The organism is Monoglobus pectinilyticus, from assembly GCF_002874775.1.
Lineage (GTDB): Bacteria > Bacillota > Clostridia > Monoglobales > Monoglobaceae > Monoglobus > Monoglobus pectinilyticus.
On record NZ_CP020991.1, the window covers coordinates 842,996 to 859,811 of the forward strand.

Consider the following 16,816-nt stretch of genomic DNA (forward strand, 5'->3'; position numbering starts at 1 on the left):
CTCCTACATTTTTTTAGTAAAGCGTAACTCTGCTCTCTTCAAATAATTCATTATATACACGATGTATATTATCCCTGACTTGCGACGACCATCCATTAAATAACAACCCTGCTGTTATATCATATGTAATTTTGGTATTATACGCCATATTATAATTACTTGCTATATCTGTTAAATCTTTATAAGTTTTATAATGACCATCATTTTCATAAAGAGTTATATGATTACGGTTACTGTGTAAGTTTATATTATCAGATATTTTATTCATATTGTAACCCTGTTCATTAGGCCCGCCAGCATAAATTCCAAATGAATACTCAGGGGTTGTTAATAAATACTTAAAAATATCAAGAGTTTTGGCAAAACGATACGTTTTATTACTTGGATTTGACTTTGACTCATCATTAATATATCTTCCAGTAAAAATAGATGAATCATATTCCATTTGGAAACACAAATCCGTTCCTGAATTCTTATCATTATTAAACACTATATCCCTTATATACTGCATAAACTCAGGATATTCACTATCGCTTCTGCCGTCATTGCTGACCTCATAGTAAAAATATCCGGGCTGGATTACTATTACATCACATAGTTTTTTCCCGTCATAATTGTATGTATTGGCAATATTACATACATTGTTTACACTAGTTATACTTCCGCCAGTATATGGCATCCAAATCATCTTTTTACTCTCTCCGTGAATCATGGATGAAGTGTTCCGCATTATTTTTGTATATTCAAAAGATGTATTATACGGTTCCGGATCCTCTTTGCCGTAATATAAACCGGCTATATCATTGTCGCTTCCTGATTTAGCAATAACATGTGACCGTACGCCCTCATAAATATTTCTGACTATTTCATCATATTTTAAAACATAATTATCTATATTTGTACCGTCCCAATTTCTAATCTGCCAGCCTGTATAATGCGGAGTTCCAATATATATTTTAGGCATTGTTTTCGGCTTTTGATAATTCGGAAGACTTCGGTATGCTGCTATCATATTATCATATACATTATTAACCCTGTCAATAGTTAAGTTTTTAACAAGCTCAAGCTGCCCGCTGCCTGAAAGATTGTCATAATTATCAAAAATAAATGGATCATTTCTTAAATCTCCTATGTTATTAACAGGCAGAAATACCCTGTCAAAATCCAGGTCTCTGATTGAAACTGAAAAATACACATCCTTATTAACCAGCAGCGGTAGATATTTTTTAAAGAATTCAACCGAGTATTCAAACTTATTTCCTGAACTGTCATAGTACCTTGGAATTTGACCATCATAGAAACCATTTCCTCCGTAACCCGAATCATAAAGAACTATATGCACGTCCTGTTTTTCTTTCGAGTCATCTATTACCGAAAGTATATAATCTGTCGCTTGATTTTGACCATATGTTTCATCTTCAGCGTATACTCCTATATAGTAATCAGAAGTTTTAAAATTAACTGTATCACCATTTTCAAGTTCCCTGGTTGAACCATTTTCATAAAGCGCTAGTTTCAAATTATCAGCTTCAGTGGTTAACACAACACGGTTAGGAGTATTAACAGTGCCTTCATAATGGAACCAATCCACGTCGAGCTGACTGTCTATCACACCGGTACCGGATACTTGCTGAGTAAGCTTGCCCGCTGAATTTTTATTATTTTTAAAATTAATAAAATCATTACGGCGGGTAATTGGTGTAACCGCAGATGTTTCTGCATCTCCGTTTAATGCTTTCTTGCCGGAAGGAGTATATGTACTGTTTTCATTTACATCTTTTTTCATTTCTTCAGGAGATACTCTTGTTATTATCAAATGATAACCTACTTCGCTTCCTATATCCATCGATTTTTTATTTTTCTGTACCACGATATATGCTGTGTTTGATACTAAATTATTAGGAACAATCCATGAAGCAAATGCCGAATTATTATATGCCTTTACATTATACGGATTTGTACAATCAGTCCTTTCATATGTTATGTTAAAGTCCTTTGAAACACCATCTGGATTATCACGATAATTAAAATCTTTAAAATTAGTCTGAAAACTTATCGTATATGAGCCTACATATTCAGATTTGTCTACTTCAAGTGAGACAGATATTTTTTCACCCTGTGAAACCTCGATTGGATATGTATCTATATCAGAAGTTGTAGAAAATTTTGCGTCTATACCAGAAGTAGGCTTATTTGTTGTTCCAATTGCTTGTTCAATTTTATTAAAATTAACAGCTGATTTGTCTCCGTATTCCTTATCATTTGCCCCCATCTGCCACTGATTTGATTCAAATTTTTCTGGATCGGTGGTTACAAACGCTTTAATTTTAAACTCTCCCCCTTGAGGGTCATACTCACCATTGCTACACACGACTCTGATAGAATAACTACCATCACTCTTAGCTAAAAAGGACGATGATGCTATATTATTAGTATTATTGTACGGATCTAAACAGCCTACCGAAGAGTCAAGATTGTTCGAAATAAAATATGGAACATATGCATATCCTGACGGCGGTTCTACAACTGCAATTATCAGTGACCCCCTTTTTACATTTTTTATTGTAAACACCCTACTCAAAACATTTTTATTTAAAACTCCAGTTCCTGAATAAACGGTTGTTGTATTGTTTATTCCAAACTCACCTGAATTATCTTCTTCCATTTCTATTGACATACTGTTATCCGGAAGTGTTCCGTCATCAATAATTGTATAATTTGTATTTGAAACCGACATATCAACCGAGTTTAACATATTTTGAGATACCCTTGTCGGAAGATTACCGGTTTCTTCAGTATAATATTCTGAAACCTCAAGTGTATAATTTAAATCTGAACCATCTGAAGGCACGTTATAGACTCTGATAATATAATCGCCTGTTGTCATCAGCCTATTTTCAATCATAATATTCCCGTTTTTTGAGTAACCGCTTGCTATATGCAAACCATATTCATCTAATATTTCAAAACCACCATCAAAATTTTGAGGTATACCGAATAGTTTAATATCAATATTTGTTAAACTATCTATTTCAAACTTATAATATTTTGAATTTTCATTTGATTTTAATATATCTGAAACAGGTACATTCAAAGTTAATTTTATTGCATCATTTATGTTAGTTCCCAAAGGATAGAGTTTTCTTTCTGAACTCCATACGCTAACGCCTCCGTTTTTAATTGCACGAACCTTAAAATTTTCATCATTTGGTTCAGATATTAAATAATTAACTTTTGTTTCAGCAGTGAATATAGGCTCTCTGTCTCCAATCTGTATCTCATACGAATCTGCTCCTGTTACAGGCTGCCATGACAACATTGTTGACTGCATATCTATGCTTAAAGCGGACTTCACATTTTTAGGGGCTTCACTGCCCCAATAGTATTCTACAGAATCAAGATATTCTCCATTCCATCCGCCCATAAGTATAGTTTTATTTTTATAAAACACAGCTGAGTGACCAACTCTTGCTGCGTCCATGTCCGCAATACGCGTCCATATATTTGTGTTTGGATCGTATACTTCAACAATATTATTGGGTACATCTGAAATAATACCATTATTTTCGGTTATAGGATCATGTCCGTCTTTGGTATACTGATTTGTTCCGCCAAAAACATATATCTTTCCATCAATAACAGCAGATGCAGCATTATTATGATAATAATTTGTTGGCGCACATTCTTTTATTGAATTTTCTGATATATCATACTTATATGTGCTGGTTAAACATCCGTTTTCATTTGCACCTCCAAAAAGATAAATATCTCCATTTAGATATTCAGCACAGGCATACCCGCGACTTTCCGGCATTAAGCATCGAAAATCACTACTGCTTGTTGGCTTAGCAGATAAAACATCATTAGCATATCTGCCATCAGATGTTCCTCCAAAAAAGTAAACCTTACCCTCTGCTCCCACTCCTGCAGCGGCACTGCGGTTAGCATAAATATAATAAGAACCTGTATTAGTTTTAATAGTATTATTAAAATAGCTATGTATATTATATGTCCATGTTGTATCAAGATCTTTTTTTAATATACTTCTTCCACCGCATAACCGGATAGTACTGTCAATAAAAACAGGCGCTGCAAATATTCTGCCTTCACGCAAATAAGTAACATCGCTCCATACTCCTAGATCAGGTTTATAAACAGCAATATTGTTCATAAAACCGGATTCATCGCAGCCTGCCAATCTATATATACTATTGTCATGGTTTATTATTTTACCGCCATATTCTTTTATTCCGGCGACTAATGTACCCTCATCAGGATTCAAAGGAGAATTCTCGTACGCTCCCAAAATATCCAATTTACCATGAAAAAGCCCCGTCTCCGAAGTCTTACTACCGTTATTTAATGCGTCTTTTAATTGCTTTGAATCTAAACTCGGATTGATTATTTTAAGCAATGCCGCCGCACCTGCTACAAACGGTGTAGACATAGAAGTTCCATCCATATACATATAGTTATTTTCAGGTGCTAAGCTGTATATTGCTTTACCTGGAGCTGCAATATAATCATGTCCATAATTACTAAAAGATGTTAAATCTCCTTCTTGATTTAACGCACATACAGAAATTACATTATCAAGGTCTGCGAAACCTGCTGGATATTCTTTTAGCTGAGTCCCATGATTTCCGGCAGCACATACAAATAACATTTTACTTCTTCTCATAACATCTTTTAGTGTTAAAAATTCATTATTACTTGCAAAACTGCAATTAACAATAGATGCACCCATTTTCTCTGCGTATTTTATTCCTTTTATAGCGTCTGAAAGATCTCCGCCCTCTTTTCCCGCAATAAATTTCACAGGCAAAATTTTTACATTTTCATATGCTACCCCTTGCATTCCAACTCCATTTTTAGCGGCAGCAATAATACCTGCAACATGTGTTCCGTGACTATCTGTTTTTTCACCAGTTGAATCTGTTGTATTGTCATAAACAGTATTATCATTATTTAAAAAATCCCATCCAGCAATATCATCAACAAATCCGTTATTATCGTCATCTTTTTCAGTGTTCCCATATATTTCTTCTTGATTTTTAAATATATTATCTTTTAAATCTTCATGATATATATCAACACCAGTATCTAAAACTGCGACTATAGTTTCTGTTTTTGATATATTATCATTATACACCTTTTCCCATACATTTTCAACATTTATATTATACACCGGATTATTATATGCCCATTGTTTTGTAAAATTCGGGTCGTAATCAGTATTTGCAACATATAATTTATAATTTGGCTCCACATACTCAACACCTGGAATTTGTCTCATTTCATTTATTGTCTTTTCCAAATCCTCGGTTTCGACATGTAATTGTTTTAATATGCTTCCGTCCTCCTTATCAACACTTAACGTATCTATAAGTTCCACACTTGATACACTTTCAAGATTTTCTGACATCATTAATTCAGGACTAACATCAGATTCATCTGCAAACATTCCAACAGGCGAATACTGTATTAAAACCTCATTTTCAGCATATTTTGCATCCTGCGGCATTGAAAACATTTCTATATTTTCATTCTGCACGTTTCCTTCGGCAAAAATATTTATATGTACTATTCCAAGCAAAATGATTATTGCTATGAATAGTGAAATTATTTTTCTCAAAATAATACCCTCCACTTTATTCTATAATATTTGTTATTTTAATTTCAGTATTCCCGTCTTTAGCTGCTTTGAATTTTAAACAGTTAATATAACCATTAAAATTGTTTGTTGCTGAATACCTAAAAGTAATTACACCTTTATCAACACTTTCAATTTTAATTGTTCCGTTTTGACAGCCAGGAAGAATATCTTGCTCATCTGTAATCCCAATTAAATCAACAATTTCAAAAATATCAGAATCAAATGTTATAGTATATAACATGTTGTTATTCTCATCATTTGAAATAACAAATGATGATATATCACCCTTTTTCGCACTTATATAAACATCAGTACTGAGTGAAGAATCTTTTTCTATTATATAACTAAAACAAGTGCTAAATAATTCAGTGTTATCGCTTATTTCAGCAGACAAATTTATTTCTATATCATCACTGCAACGATCTGGCCGCTTAATAAAAGTTCCATCATCCAATATATAATCTGTATTGCTGCTTTTCCAAACTATTTTGCTTCCATTGGGTGCGCTGCTTGGCAAAACCATACTTACTGCGATCGGAGATAAATATTGAGCCATATAACCATTTAACCATTTTGTATCATTTATCATATTTGATGTAACTTTTACCGGTATAGAAGAATATATCCCCAATTGCCCGGAATTATTTCTACCGAAAGAATATAGTTTTCCATCTCTGCCTATAGCTACTGAAAAGGCTCTTCCGCATGATGTCTGTTTTATGTTTTTTCCGTTTAATGTCGTTATTTCTTTTGGGTTTAATGTTGAACCTGTTACAAAAAATCCCAGTTGTCCATCTGAACCATATCCCCAGCCATATACTGTTCCATCATTTTTTACGGCTAATGAACTGCTATCACCAGCAGAAATATTTTTTATTCCTGTTATACCTTTTATTTTTGTTGGTATATTTCTGTTATTTTTATCTCCCAATCCTAACCTTCCGCTTCCGTTATTTCCCCATGAATAGACGTTGCCAAAGTTAGTTAAACCAAGGCAGAAGTTTGTTCCTGCTGATATATCAGTAAAATATTCTCCGTTTTCCAGTTCTGCATTCAGTTTTACAGGTATATATTCATCATCCGTTGTTCCGTTTCCAATCTGTCCGTCTGTGTTTGCTCCCCATGAATACAGTCCGTCCTCGGCTAAAGCTACAACAAATGATTCTCCTGCGCTCACCTTTTTAAAAGTCTTCATTGACGTTATTTGTGTCGGTGTTAAATAATCATCTGTATTCCCTTGTCCTATTTGACCTTTATCGTTTTTGCCTACTCCCCAAATAGTTCCGTCATTCTTTAAAAATATGCTGAACTCTGTTCCGGCTGCTATTTGTTTTACATTAGAAATTCCGGTCATTTTAGACGCTTTCTTTACCTTTCCTCCCAACGTTCCCATTGGGTTATTCGTATTGCTTCCCCAGCACCACACGTCTCCGTTTTTATCCAGCACCAAATTATGATTTTTACCGCGGCTCACTTGGGTTGGATTTTCTATTCCCTCAATCACAGTCGGGTATGTTTTTGTTTCCATTTTATCCGAACCGTTTGCATAATAGCCTTCTCCCCAGGCGATTACTTGTCCGAGTTCATTTATTGCCAATGTCTGCGTACGGTATGAATCTACTTGTTTTACTGCATATGGATAATCTACTTCTACAGGACTTACTGTTATATTATTTTTCAAAGATTTACCGGCAGCCATATTTCCCCAACGGTATAACTCACCGTCTGCATTTGCTGCCAAACATGTTTCTCCTATATCAACTTCAGTTATGTCGCTTAAACCTTCTACAGCCTGATATGATTTATTCTGTGTATCAGCAACACTACCGCATTGATACACTTTTCCATCAGCCATATATGCAGTGGAATTGGCTCCGGCAAATATCTCTCCTGCAAAGAGCATTGTATCTGTTGGACTGCTGGTATATGTTGCACTGTTTGGCAATGTTATACCTAACTGATCATATGTATTATCTCCGCACACAAAAAGCTTTCCGCTGTTAGTCAAAATAGCAGTATGATTATTTCCGCATGACACATCTTTTACATTATTCATAACAAACGCAGGCTGACTTTTATTTTCAGTATCCGAAGTTCCAAGCTGTCCCTTGTCATTTTTTCCTAATGCATATAAATTGGAATTTTCATCAATTATATACGATTGATAATCCCCTGCGGCTATCTTTTTAGCATTTGAGAAAAGTCGTGTATAACTGCTGCCTGATATAGTGTCTAAAATAATTTGTCCATAAGTATTTTCTCCCCACGCCATAACCTCGCCATTTTTTGAAAGTGCAATTACGTGTTCTAATCCTGCCGCTACATCAATTACTGCGATTGCAATCAATATAGGAACATTTTTATCAATATTAGTATTGTCATGTAATTGATATTTGTCATTTCTACCCCATCCGTATACCTTATTATCTTCTGTCAGAACAAATGAAGTATCCGCACATGTTTCAGCTTTCACTATTTTTTTACTTCCCCAAGGCCCATGGACTTCAGCAAAATCTTCACGCGATACATTATCACTCGTTCCCAATTGTCCGTATGTATTATCGCCTTTTGTAAATAACTTACCATCTTTATCAACATATAATATATGATTAGAACCACTGCTTATATTTTTATGCTCCAAATCACCGTAATAATTATTTATAGGACTGTTTGATGATACTGTAGAACCGTTTCCAAACTGTCCATATGAATTATCTCCCCAACGCCATACGTTACCATTTGCATCCAATGCTACGATATGATTATTTCCGGCTGCTATCTGAGTTATATTAGTCATACCTTTTACGGCGTAAGGCTCGTACCTTTTATTGTGAGTTCCGTCTCCGATTTGTCCGCGGAGATTGTATCCCCAGGTCATAACAGTTCCGTCTTCTAAAAGAACTATACTATGTTCTTTGCCGCATTTAACATCTTTTGCATTATATATATCTATATATCCTTTGCCGTCTATCCCTTTACCACATTGTCCCCAATCATTCGTTCCCCATGCTGTAATCATACCTGTCTCATCTATTGCAACTGCATGGTTATATCCAGTATCTATATCTATACTTATTGATACAGGTTCAGGTGTAAGTGTAGTGCCAGCATATGATAATCCCAAAACATTGTGGTCATTTGCTCCGCAGGCAAATACAGTTACAACATTAATGAAAAATGTATGTTTATTATATGATTTAACAATATCAGCTCCATTAGAATTTTCCATATGTGTTAATATAGCTAATGTATCTTTTGTACCATTTCCCAGCTGTCCATATGAGTTATCTCCCTGGGCATATATACCATTAAACCCCTGAACCACAAAACTAGTTAATGAGCCGGCTTCAACATAAGTTATATTTGATAGTGTGTGCATAACAGGCAATGATATTTTTCTATTATCTGAAAACGATACTGCATTATATCCGTTATATCCCCATAAATACGCATAACCTCTGCTGTTTAGTGCTATACAATGCCTTTCACCAACTGCGACCTGTACAATATCTGTCAAGCCTATTACCTGAACAGGAACAGCTGAATTCTCATATGTTCCATTGCCCAACTGTCCATATGTGTTATCTCCTGCCATCCATAAAGAACCATCACTCTTTATAAATGCTGTGTTGTTTCCTCCGGCTTCTACTTGTACTGTTTTAAGTGAGCTAAACAGTTCCCAATTTTCTTCCGGTGTTCTTTGATATCCGTTGACATCAAAATCGTCTTTCGGCGATATTTCTATTATCCCATCTGAAATTATATTGTTTACTAAATTACTATAACTCAGCTTTCGCTGACTATTTACTTTATCTTTCAAATTAGATAATTTAACTGCTGTATTCAGCAGCGATTCTTTTATATTTTGAACTCCGTTTGATTCTGCCATTGCAGCCCCGGCTGTGACATATGCTGCTGACATTGATGTTCCGCTCTGCTCACCATATTCTCCTCCCGGAAGCGTGCTTCTTACATTTCTTCCATACATCGCTATATCAACACTGTTTCCGTAGTTTGAATAGTAGCTAAATCCCATATCTTCATTTAATGATGTAACGCTTATCACGTTTTCTATATCAAAACTTGCTGGATATATCGGTGTTTCATCTACATTTATCCTACTGTTTCCCGCTGCGCAAACAAATAACAGTCCGCTGTTTTCCATTGCTTCTTTTAATGCCTGATTATTATCTGTACTTCCCCAACTGCAGTTTACAATCGTCGCTCCATGTTCTTTTGCGTATTCTATCGCTTTTATTAAATCACTTGTATACGCTTGTCCATTCTCAAAGGCTGCTATTGGAATAATCTCAGCTTCGGGCACGGTTGACGATATTATTCCCGTAACATGCGTTCCATGGTAATACTGTCCTATTTGGTTTTCTTCATATGTAAGTTCAGTATTGTTTACTATATTAAATCCATTTACTACATGTGAACTTAAATCCTGATGAGTAATGTCTACTTTACTATCAATTACTGCAACCTTAACTCCGGTGCCTTTGGTTACTCGCCATCCTGACTGTATATCATTCTGTAAATCATCATATGATTCCGTATCAATTTCTTCATTCTCTTCAGTTTCAGATTCTATATTTTCAGTCTCAGATTCTACATTCTCAGATTCTACATTCTCAGGTTCGGAAGTCTCAGTTGTTTCAGGTACAGGGCTTTCTGTTTCACTGGTCTCAGCCTGATTTTCAATAACTTCTAAGTCCACACTTATATCTTCTGTTTCTTTATTTTCCTTTTGAATATCTTCCTTATTTCGCTCATCTTCCAAAAGAGTTTTATCACTATCCTTTGAATCTATATTTTTATCCTCTTCTGCTTTGTCTTTACTTCCTTCATCTATATCCGACAATTCAAGTTTATAATCCGGCTGTATATACTCTATCCTTCCGCTTGCCTTTTCGTATATTTTTTCAGTAAATATTTCCGGGTCTACTTTTTTAGATAGTTTTATTACACTTTTCTCTTGATCAATCTCATATACAGGCTCATCTGAAAAGGTTGATATATCACCGGTATTCTCTTTAGATATTAAATCACGAACATTTTTAGATACCACAATCTCTTCATCATTTTCCGATATTTTTAAAAACTCTTCTTCATTACTACCTTTTATTGTCTCTAATTCCTGTTGTTTTACTTTATTTGATTCATCGCACGCATATCCTACAGCTTCTTCAATATCCCCATTATATTTTATAATAAATCTGTCAGTATACTCTTGTGCCAGCTGTTCTAATTGTTCAGAAACCGATGTTTGTTCCCCTGATAATCCTTGATTTGTCGCATTTTCACTATCTTCATCTGCATTAATTAAAATAGTAGATGTAGAAACAGAAAATACAACTGCAATAACCAAAAATAGACTTAATAATTTCTTCATATTCTCCCTCCAACTTATACTTATACTAAATTTTAAACTTAACTTCTATCCTCCTTTTCATTTTAATATTATTTTTTATATATTTTTTATTATCATTTTTATTTATGAAATATTAATATTCTAAATAAAATATTTTTTGGCATTTTTTTCAAAATATTACTATGGTATAATCTACCATAGCGCATTTCTTTTGTCAACAAGATTTTGCATATTTTTTAATTTTTCAGGAAATTAATTACATATATTTATTTGTAATATAAATTCATAAAACAAAAAAAGGCTAAAAATAGCCTTTTATATTAAACTTTATTTATTTTTATTTATATCATAAAATACAATCAAAAATTTATCTTATTTATACATAACTATTTCAAAAATAATATATAGATAAGAGCAGAATATTATCTTCCTATACCATTTTAGACATAAACATTTTATATCTAAAATAGTATTGTAATATATAAGCAAGTTACCCTTTATAATACTCATATAATCCAAATTAAAGATAACAAATATAATAATTAATATCGTTACAATCAAGTTATTATAAATAAAAACTATTTTTATATTAAGTCATAAAAATCTTTTATATATAGGTCGGCCGATTTCATTAAATCAGATTTATCGCCTTCCGCTGACCTGTCTTCAACAATGACAACATCCAAAGGTATCATTTTTGCCGTCTTATACGCCTGAAGTATATCTTCAAAAAGCACAGACTCATCAGGTACGCCATTAACTCTTGATAAAGTTTCAGTATAAATCAAAGGACTTGATTTGCCCTCTCCAACTTCATCGGCAAATGTCAAAACATCGAAATATTCCATTATGCCATTATTTTTGAGACATGCTTCGGTCAATTCTTTCGAGTTTGCTGTTGCCAGCGCCACCGTCTTTCCTTCACGCTTTAAATTTTCAAGATATTCCGCGGCTCCCGGCTTTGTTTTTATCTCTTTAGCATAACCGTCGTATATCATCTCTGTCCATTCTCTGTTTACGTCCTTAGGAGACATGGGTAATTCAAAAAGCTCACATACGCGCTTAGAGCTTTGCTCTAACGACATATATGCAACTTCTTTTAAAAGTTCCGGCGGAGTTTCATAATTATGACGATTCAGAAAATCAACAAGCAGGTTGTCCCAAACCCACATAGAGTCTATCAGCGTCCCGTCCAAATCAAAGATAAAATTTTTCTTCTTTGATAAAAACTCTTTGCCATTTCTATTTGATTCATTTCTCATAATATTTACAACTCCTTAACCATTTGAGACAGCTGTTTTGAGACAGCATAAGGGTTCTCGCTTCCCATTATGCAGGATACGACAGCCACTCCTTCTATTCCGGAGCCATACAGCTGACTGATATTGTCAGGATTGATACCGCCGATACCCACAATAGGTATATCAACAGATTTTCTGACCTGTTTTAACATGTCAATTCCCACATTTGAAGCGTCCTTTTTGGTTGACGTTGGGAAAACCGCACCAACTCCAAGATAATCGGCTCCATCATTAAGCGCCTCAACAGCTTGATTAACGTTTCCTGCTGATAATCCTATGATTTTATTTGAACCTAAAATTCTCCTTGATACCTTTAAAGGCATATCACTCTGCCCTATATGTATTCCGTCTGCATCCACAGCAAGCGCAATATCAATTCTGTCATTTATCAGCAATGGTACATCATAATGCTTGCACAGCTTTTTAAGTTCAGAAGCCTCAGCAAAAAATTCCCTGGTTGATATATCTTTTTCACGCAACTGAACCAAAGTTACTCCGCCTTTTATTGCCGATTCAGTAACAGAAAGCAGTTTTTCTCTGGGACATATATTAGTATTGGTTACTAAATACAGTCCATAATTTACTTTATCCATAATTATCTCCCAATTTATAAATTATTAGTTATAAATCTCTCCGCGCTTAATATAATCCTCATCTGATAAACTATAAATATAATCGAATAGTTTAACTCTGAAAGTTCCAATACCCTGTTCGGTCTCTTTAACATATTCATAGGCATACTCTCCGGCAATACCCATCATAACCACCGCGGCTATTGCTGCCGCAAGAGGCTCACCGGCTGCAGCTGCTGCACCCGTCATAGCGCTGCACATACAGCCGGTTCCTGTAACATCACATAGCATCTCATGTCCATTTTTTAAATAAAATACCTGAACACCGTCAGAGACAATATCTACAGCTCCGGTAGCACAAACAACGCTTCCGGTTTTCTCTGCATACTCTCTTACCAGTTCCCCAAGCTCTAAACGGTTGGTTTCATTAACAGCGTCATCATCTGACGCGTCTACACCTTTGCTGCTTATATTGCCGCCGGTCAGCGCGCGTATTTCTGACATATTTCCTCTTATTATATCCGGTTTTGTCAGTTCTATCATCTCTCTGCAGGTTTCATCCCGAAGCTTTGATGCCCCCGCTCCAACCGGGTCTAAAACTATTGGCTTTCCAAGCCTTTTTGCGGCTTCGGCAGCCGTTTTCATAGCAGACAAATATGTACCGTCAAGCAATCCTAGATTTATTACCAGCGCGCTGGATATATTCATGATTTCTTCCATCTCACACTCAATTTCTGCCATAATAGGAGAAGCTCCCATAGCTAGCAGCATATTTGCACAGTCATTTATAGTCACACGGTTTGTCAAGCACTCAACCAAAGGACGAGTGCTTTTCATTCTATTTATTAAATCTATTACTTCCTTAAGCATTTTGTCATTTTTATTCATAGCTAAATTATGTATCCTTTCCGTCTATGCTGTCGTTATTATATAATAAGTTTTAATTTTTAAAATTAATTAGTTCACATCTGAGGTTACCAACATATAAATTATTTTTATATCTGCTCACCGGTTAACAATCTCTCAAACAGTAAATCTTCATAAATTTAAAAAGCGAAATTTTATATTAACCAAAAATAAACATATTGTTTTAAATATGTTCACGCTCCGCGTGATATGTCAGCTCACCTAACGAGGCGTGCTTGCACGCCCTTCCGATGTTCACTAAAAACACTGTATATTAGATAAATCTAAAATAGAAAATTAAGTAAAAATGTGGCTTTGCAGGCATCGGATGTGACCCCACCTTTTAGGTGGGTGTGATGCAAAGTGAATTGTTTTTATTAACCTTCAATGAGCTTTTTTCAAAAATATAGCCATACCTGCCACAATACAGTTATTATCTACTAATAATCAAGCTTCTTAATAACATATTATATTATATAAAATAATGATTCACATTACTGATAAAAATATCGGTCTTAACATTTTGTTATTTAATTAAAAACTTTTATATTTTCTTTTAAAAAAATTTCTAAAACTATTCCTTTTCTATACATTTAAATTCAATTTCTACATTCGGGTCTGACGTTTTCCATAAATCATAAAAATGATGAATCGGCCCATTTCCTTTTCCTATGCTTAAACCGTTTTCAATTCCGGTTTTCACATACTTCTTGGCTTCACCAACCGCCAATACCGCGTCCATTCCCTTTGCCATATTTATACATATCGCAGACGAAATCGAACAGCCAGTTCCATGAGTGTTTTGTGTATGTATTCTGCCGCCCTCAAATATTGTCATTGTTCTTCCGTTATACAATAAATCATTAGCGTTTTCTTTGAGGTGTCCGCCTTTTATAAGCACATATCCGGGACCCATATCACCAATAATCTGAGCTGCCTGCCCCATCTCATGAATATTTTTAATCTCCTGCCCGCACATATATTCAGCCTCGGGAATATTCGGTGTAACCATAGTTGCAAGCGGCAAAAGACGGTTTTTTATAACTTCAACAGCTTCATCGCTCAGCAGCTTTGAACCGCTTGTTGATACCATAACAGGGTCTACAATCAATATCCTGGGCTTATATACTTCCATTGCGTCTGCGACCGCATTGGCAATATCTGCTGTAGACAACATCCCTATCTTTACTCCATCCACATTTATATCGTTAAATACAGCGTCTATTTGCGCTCTTACAATTTCAGGCGGAATATTGTGCACTGCTGAAACTCCTGTCGTATTTTGGGCTGTCACAGCTGTTATCACGCTCATTCCATATCCGCCGTTGGCAGCAAACGTTTTTAAATCCGCCTGTATGCCGGCGCCGCCGCTAGAATCCGAACCTGCTATAGTTAATAGATTTTTCAAACCCAAACACCTCTTTCTTAAATTATACTATTATATGCCTATATCTTCTCCGCCAAGAATCTTATTCATATTTTTAACTGCACACTGTTCACCGCACATGGTACAAGTATTTTCTTCACGCGGAACCGAACTTGCTCTATACGCTTTTGGTTTCTCGGGGTCAAGTGCAAGCTCAAACATTTTATCCCAATCAATCTCACGGCGGGCGTCAGACATTTTATTATCCCACTCCCTGGCGCCTTTCACTCCTTTTGCAATATCTGCCGCATGAGCAGCTATCTTTGAAGCTATAATTCCTTCTCTCATATCATCAAGGTCAGGCAGTCTGAGGTGTTCTGCCGGTGTAACATAGCATAGGAAATCCGCTCCGTTGGCTGCCGCAACAGCTCCGCCGATAGCGGAAGTGATATGGTCATATCCGGGCGCAACATCCGTTACCAAAGGCCCCAAAACATAAAACGGAGCGCCACTGCAAATACGTTTTTCAGCAATCATGTTTGCGGCTATCTCGTTCAATGCCATATGACCCGGACCTTCAACCATAACCTGCACGTCCTTTTTCCAGGCTCTTCTTGTCAGTTCTCCCAAAACTATAAGCTCAGATATTTGAGCAGGATCTGTAGCGTCATCAATACATCCGGGACGGCAGGCGTCTCCTAAACTGATAGTTACATCATATTCACGGAATATATCCAAAACTTCATCATAATACTCATAAAACGGATTTTCATTTCCTGTCATTTCCATCCAGGCAAATAAAAGCGCTCCGCCTCTTGAAACAATATTCATTCGTCTTCTGTTGTCCTTAACTTTCTGAGCTGTAGCGCGGTTGATTCCTGCATGTATTGTCATGAAGTCAACCCCATCCTCAGCGTGCTGACGGACAACTCTTAAAAAATCATCCTTAGTTATATCTTTCAGCTTCTTTTCGCAATATCCTATTGTATCGTAAACAGGAACTGTTCCAAGCATAGCGGTTGAAATCTCTAATATCTTTTTTCTCATCTCATGAGTTTTTCCGTAATTAGAAAGGTCCATTATAGCTTCAGCTTTCATATTTATAGCAGTTCTAACCTTTTCGAGTTCCAAATCCATATCCGCAGCGTCGCGTGATATTCCCAGATTAACATTTATTTTAGTGCGCAGCCCCTGACCTATTCCTTCAGGTGACAATGTCTTATGATTCTTATTTGCCGGAATAGCGACAACTCCCTTAGCCACCAATTCCATTAACTCTTCGGTAGACATATTCTCCTTTTCAGCAACCGTTTTTATTTCCGGCGTTAAAATGCCGCGTTTTGCCGCATCCATTTGTGTAGTGTAATTTCTTTCCATAATAAAAAACTCCTTTTAAAATATTTGCGCACAAAAAAGTGCTTACCTACAACAAAGGCAAGCACTAAAAAATAAATTCTATCTCTTAGATTTTGTGCTTTCCTACGTCGGTATTAACCGCCAGGTTCAAAGGGTCAAGCATATTGCTTATCTCAACCGCCATAACCGCGGTCCCCCCAGCGCTAACTATTATAAACCTAACTGATATAAATTGCAAGTCTTTTTTTAACAAACTTACATTATTTACAAATAAAAGGTTAAAGC

7 protein-coding genes and 1 riboswitch are annotated in these 16,816 nt (G+C 35.5%); all 7 genes read right to left on the minus strand.

Annotated features, from left to right (window positions below; genetic code table 11):
- Positions 1–13 precede the first annotated feature (13 nt).
- Positions 14–5,635: a S8 family serine peptidase gene (locus B9O19_RS03880; RefSeq protein WP_102365194.1), complete on the minus strand. Its 5,622-nt coding sequence runs from the start codon at positions 5,633–5,635 to the stop codon at positions 14–16.
- A 16-nt stretch (positions 5,636–5,651) separates the two neighbouring features.
- Positions 5,652–11,051, minus strand: coding sequence for an RCC1 domain-containing protein (locus tag B9O19_RS03885; protein WP_102365195.1), 5,400 nt, complete (start codon positions 11,049–11,051; stop codon positions 5,652–5,654).
- Between the two features lie 563 nt (positions 11,052–11,614).
- Positions 11,615–12,292: an HAD family hydrolase gene (locus B9O19_RS03890; RefSeq protein ID WP_102365196.1), complete on the minus strand. Its 678-nt coding sequence runs from the start codon at positions 12,290–12,292 to the stop codon at positions 11,615–11,617.
- Between the two features lie 5 nt (positions 12,293–12,297).
- Complete coding sequence (gene thiE / locus B9O19_RS03895) at positions 12,298–12,924, minus strand: thiamine phosphate synthase (RefSeq protein ID WP_102365197.1); 627 nt, start codon at positions 12,922–12,924, stop codon at positions 12,298–12,300.
- Between the two features lie 24 nt (positions 12,925–12,948).
- Positions 12,949–13,791, minus strand: coding sequence for a hydroxyethylthiazole kinase (thiM, locus tag B9O19_RS03900; RefSeq protein ID WP_102365198.1), 843 nt, complete (start codon positions 13,789–13,791; stop codon positions 12,949–12,951).
- Positions 13,792–14,383: 592 nt separating this feature from the next.
- Positions 14,384–15,217: a bifunctional hydroxymethylpyrimidine kinase/phosphomethylpyrimidine kinase gene (gene thiD, locus B9O19_RS03905; protein WP_102365199.1), complete on the minus strand. Its 834-nt coding sequence runs from the start codon at positions 15,215–15,217 to the stop codon at positions 14,384–14,386.
- Positions 15,218–15,247: 30 nt separating this feature from the next.
- Positions 15,248–16,552 carry a phosphomethylpyrimidine synthase ThiC gene (gene thiC / locus B9O19_RS03910; protein ID WP_102365200.1) on the minus strand — a complete coding sequence of 435 codons (1,305 nt, stop codon included), beginning with the start codon at positions 16,550–16,552 and terminating at the stop codon, positions 15,248–15,250.
- Between the two features lie 82 nt (positions 16,553–16,634).
- Positions 16,635–16,740: riboswitch (TPP riboswitch) on the minus strand.
- Positions 16,741–16,816: the final 76 nt, after the last annotated feature.

Excerpts from the sequence above, each read along its gene's own strand:
- thiM (WP_102365198.1), bottom strand. The coding sequence starts at position 13,791 with ATGAATAAAAATGACAAAATGCTTAAGGAAGTAATAGATTTAATAAAT.
- B9O19_RS03885 (WP_102365195.1), bottom strand. The coding sequence starts at position 11,051 with ATGAAGAAATTATTAAGTCTATTTTTGGTTATTGCAGTTGTATTTTCT.
- B9O19_RS03890 (WP_102365196.1), bottom strand. The coding sequence starts at position 12,292 with ATGAGAAATGAATCAAATAGAAATGGCAAAGAGTTTTTATCAAAGAAG.
- thiC (WP_102365200.1), bottom strand. The coding sequence starts at position 16,552 with ATGGAAAGAAATTACACTACACAAATGGATGCGGCAAAACGCGGCATT.
- thiE (WP_102365197.1), bottom strand. The coding sequence starts at position 12,924 with ATGGATAAAGTAAATTATGGACTGTATTTAGTAACCAATACTAATATA.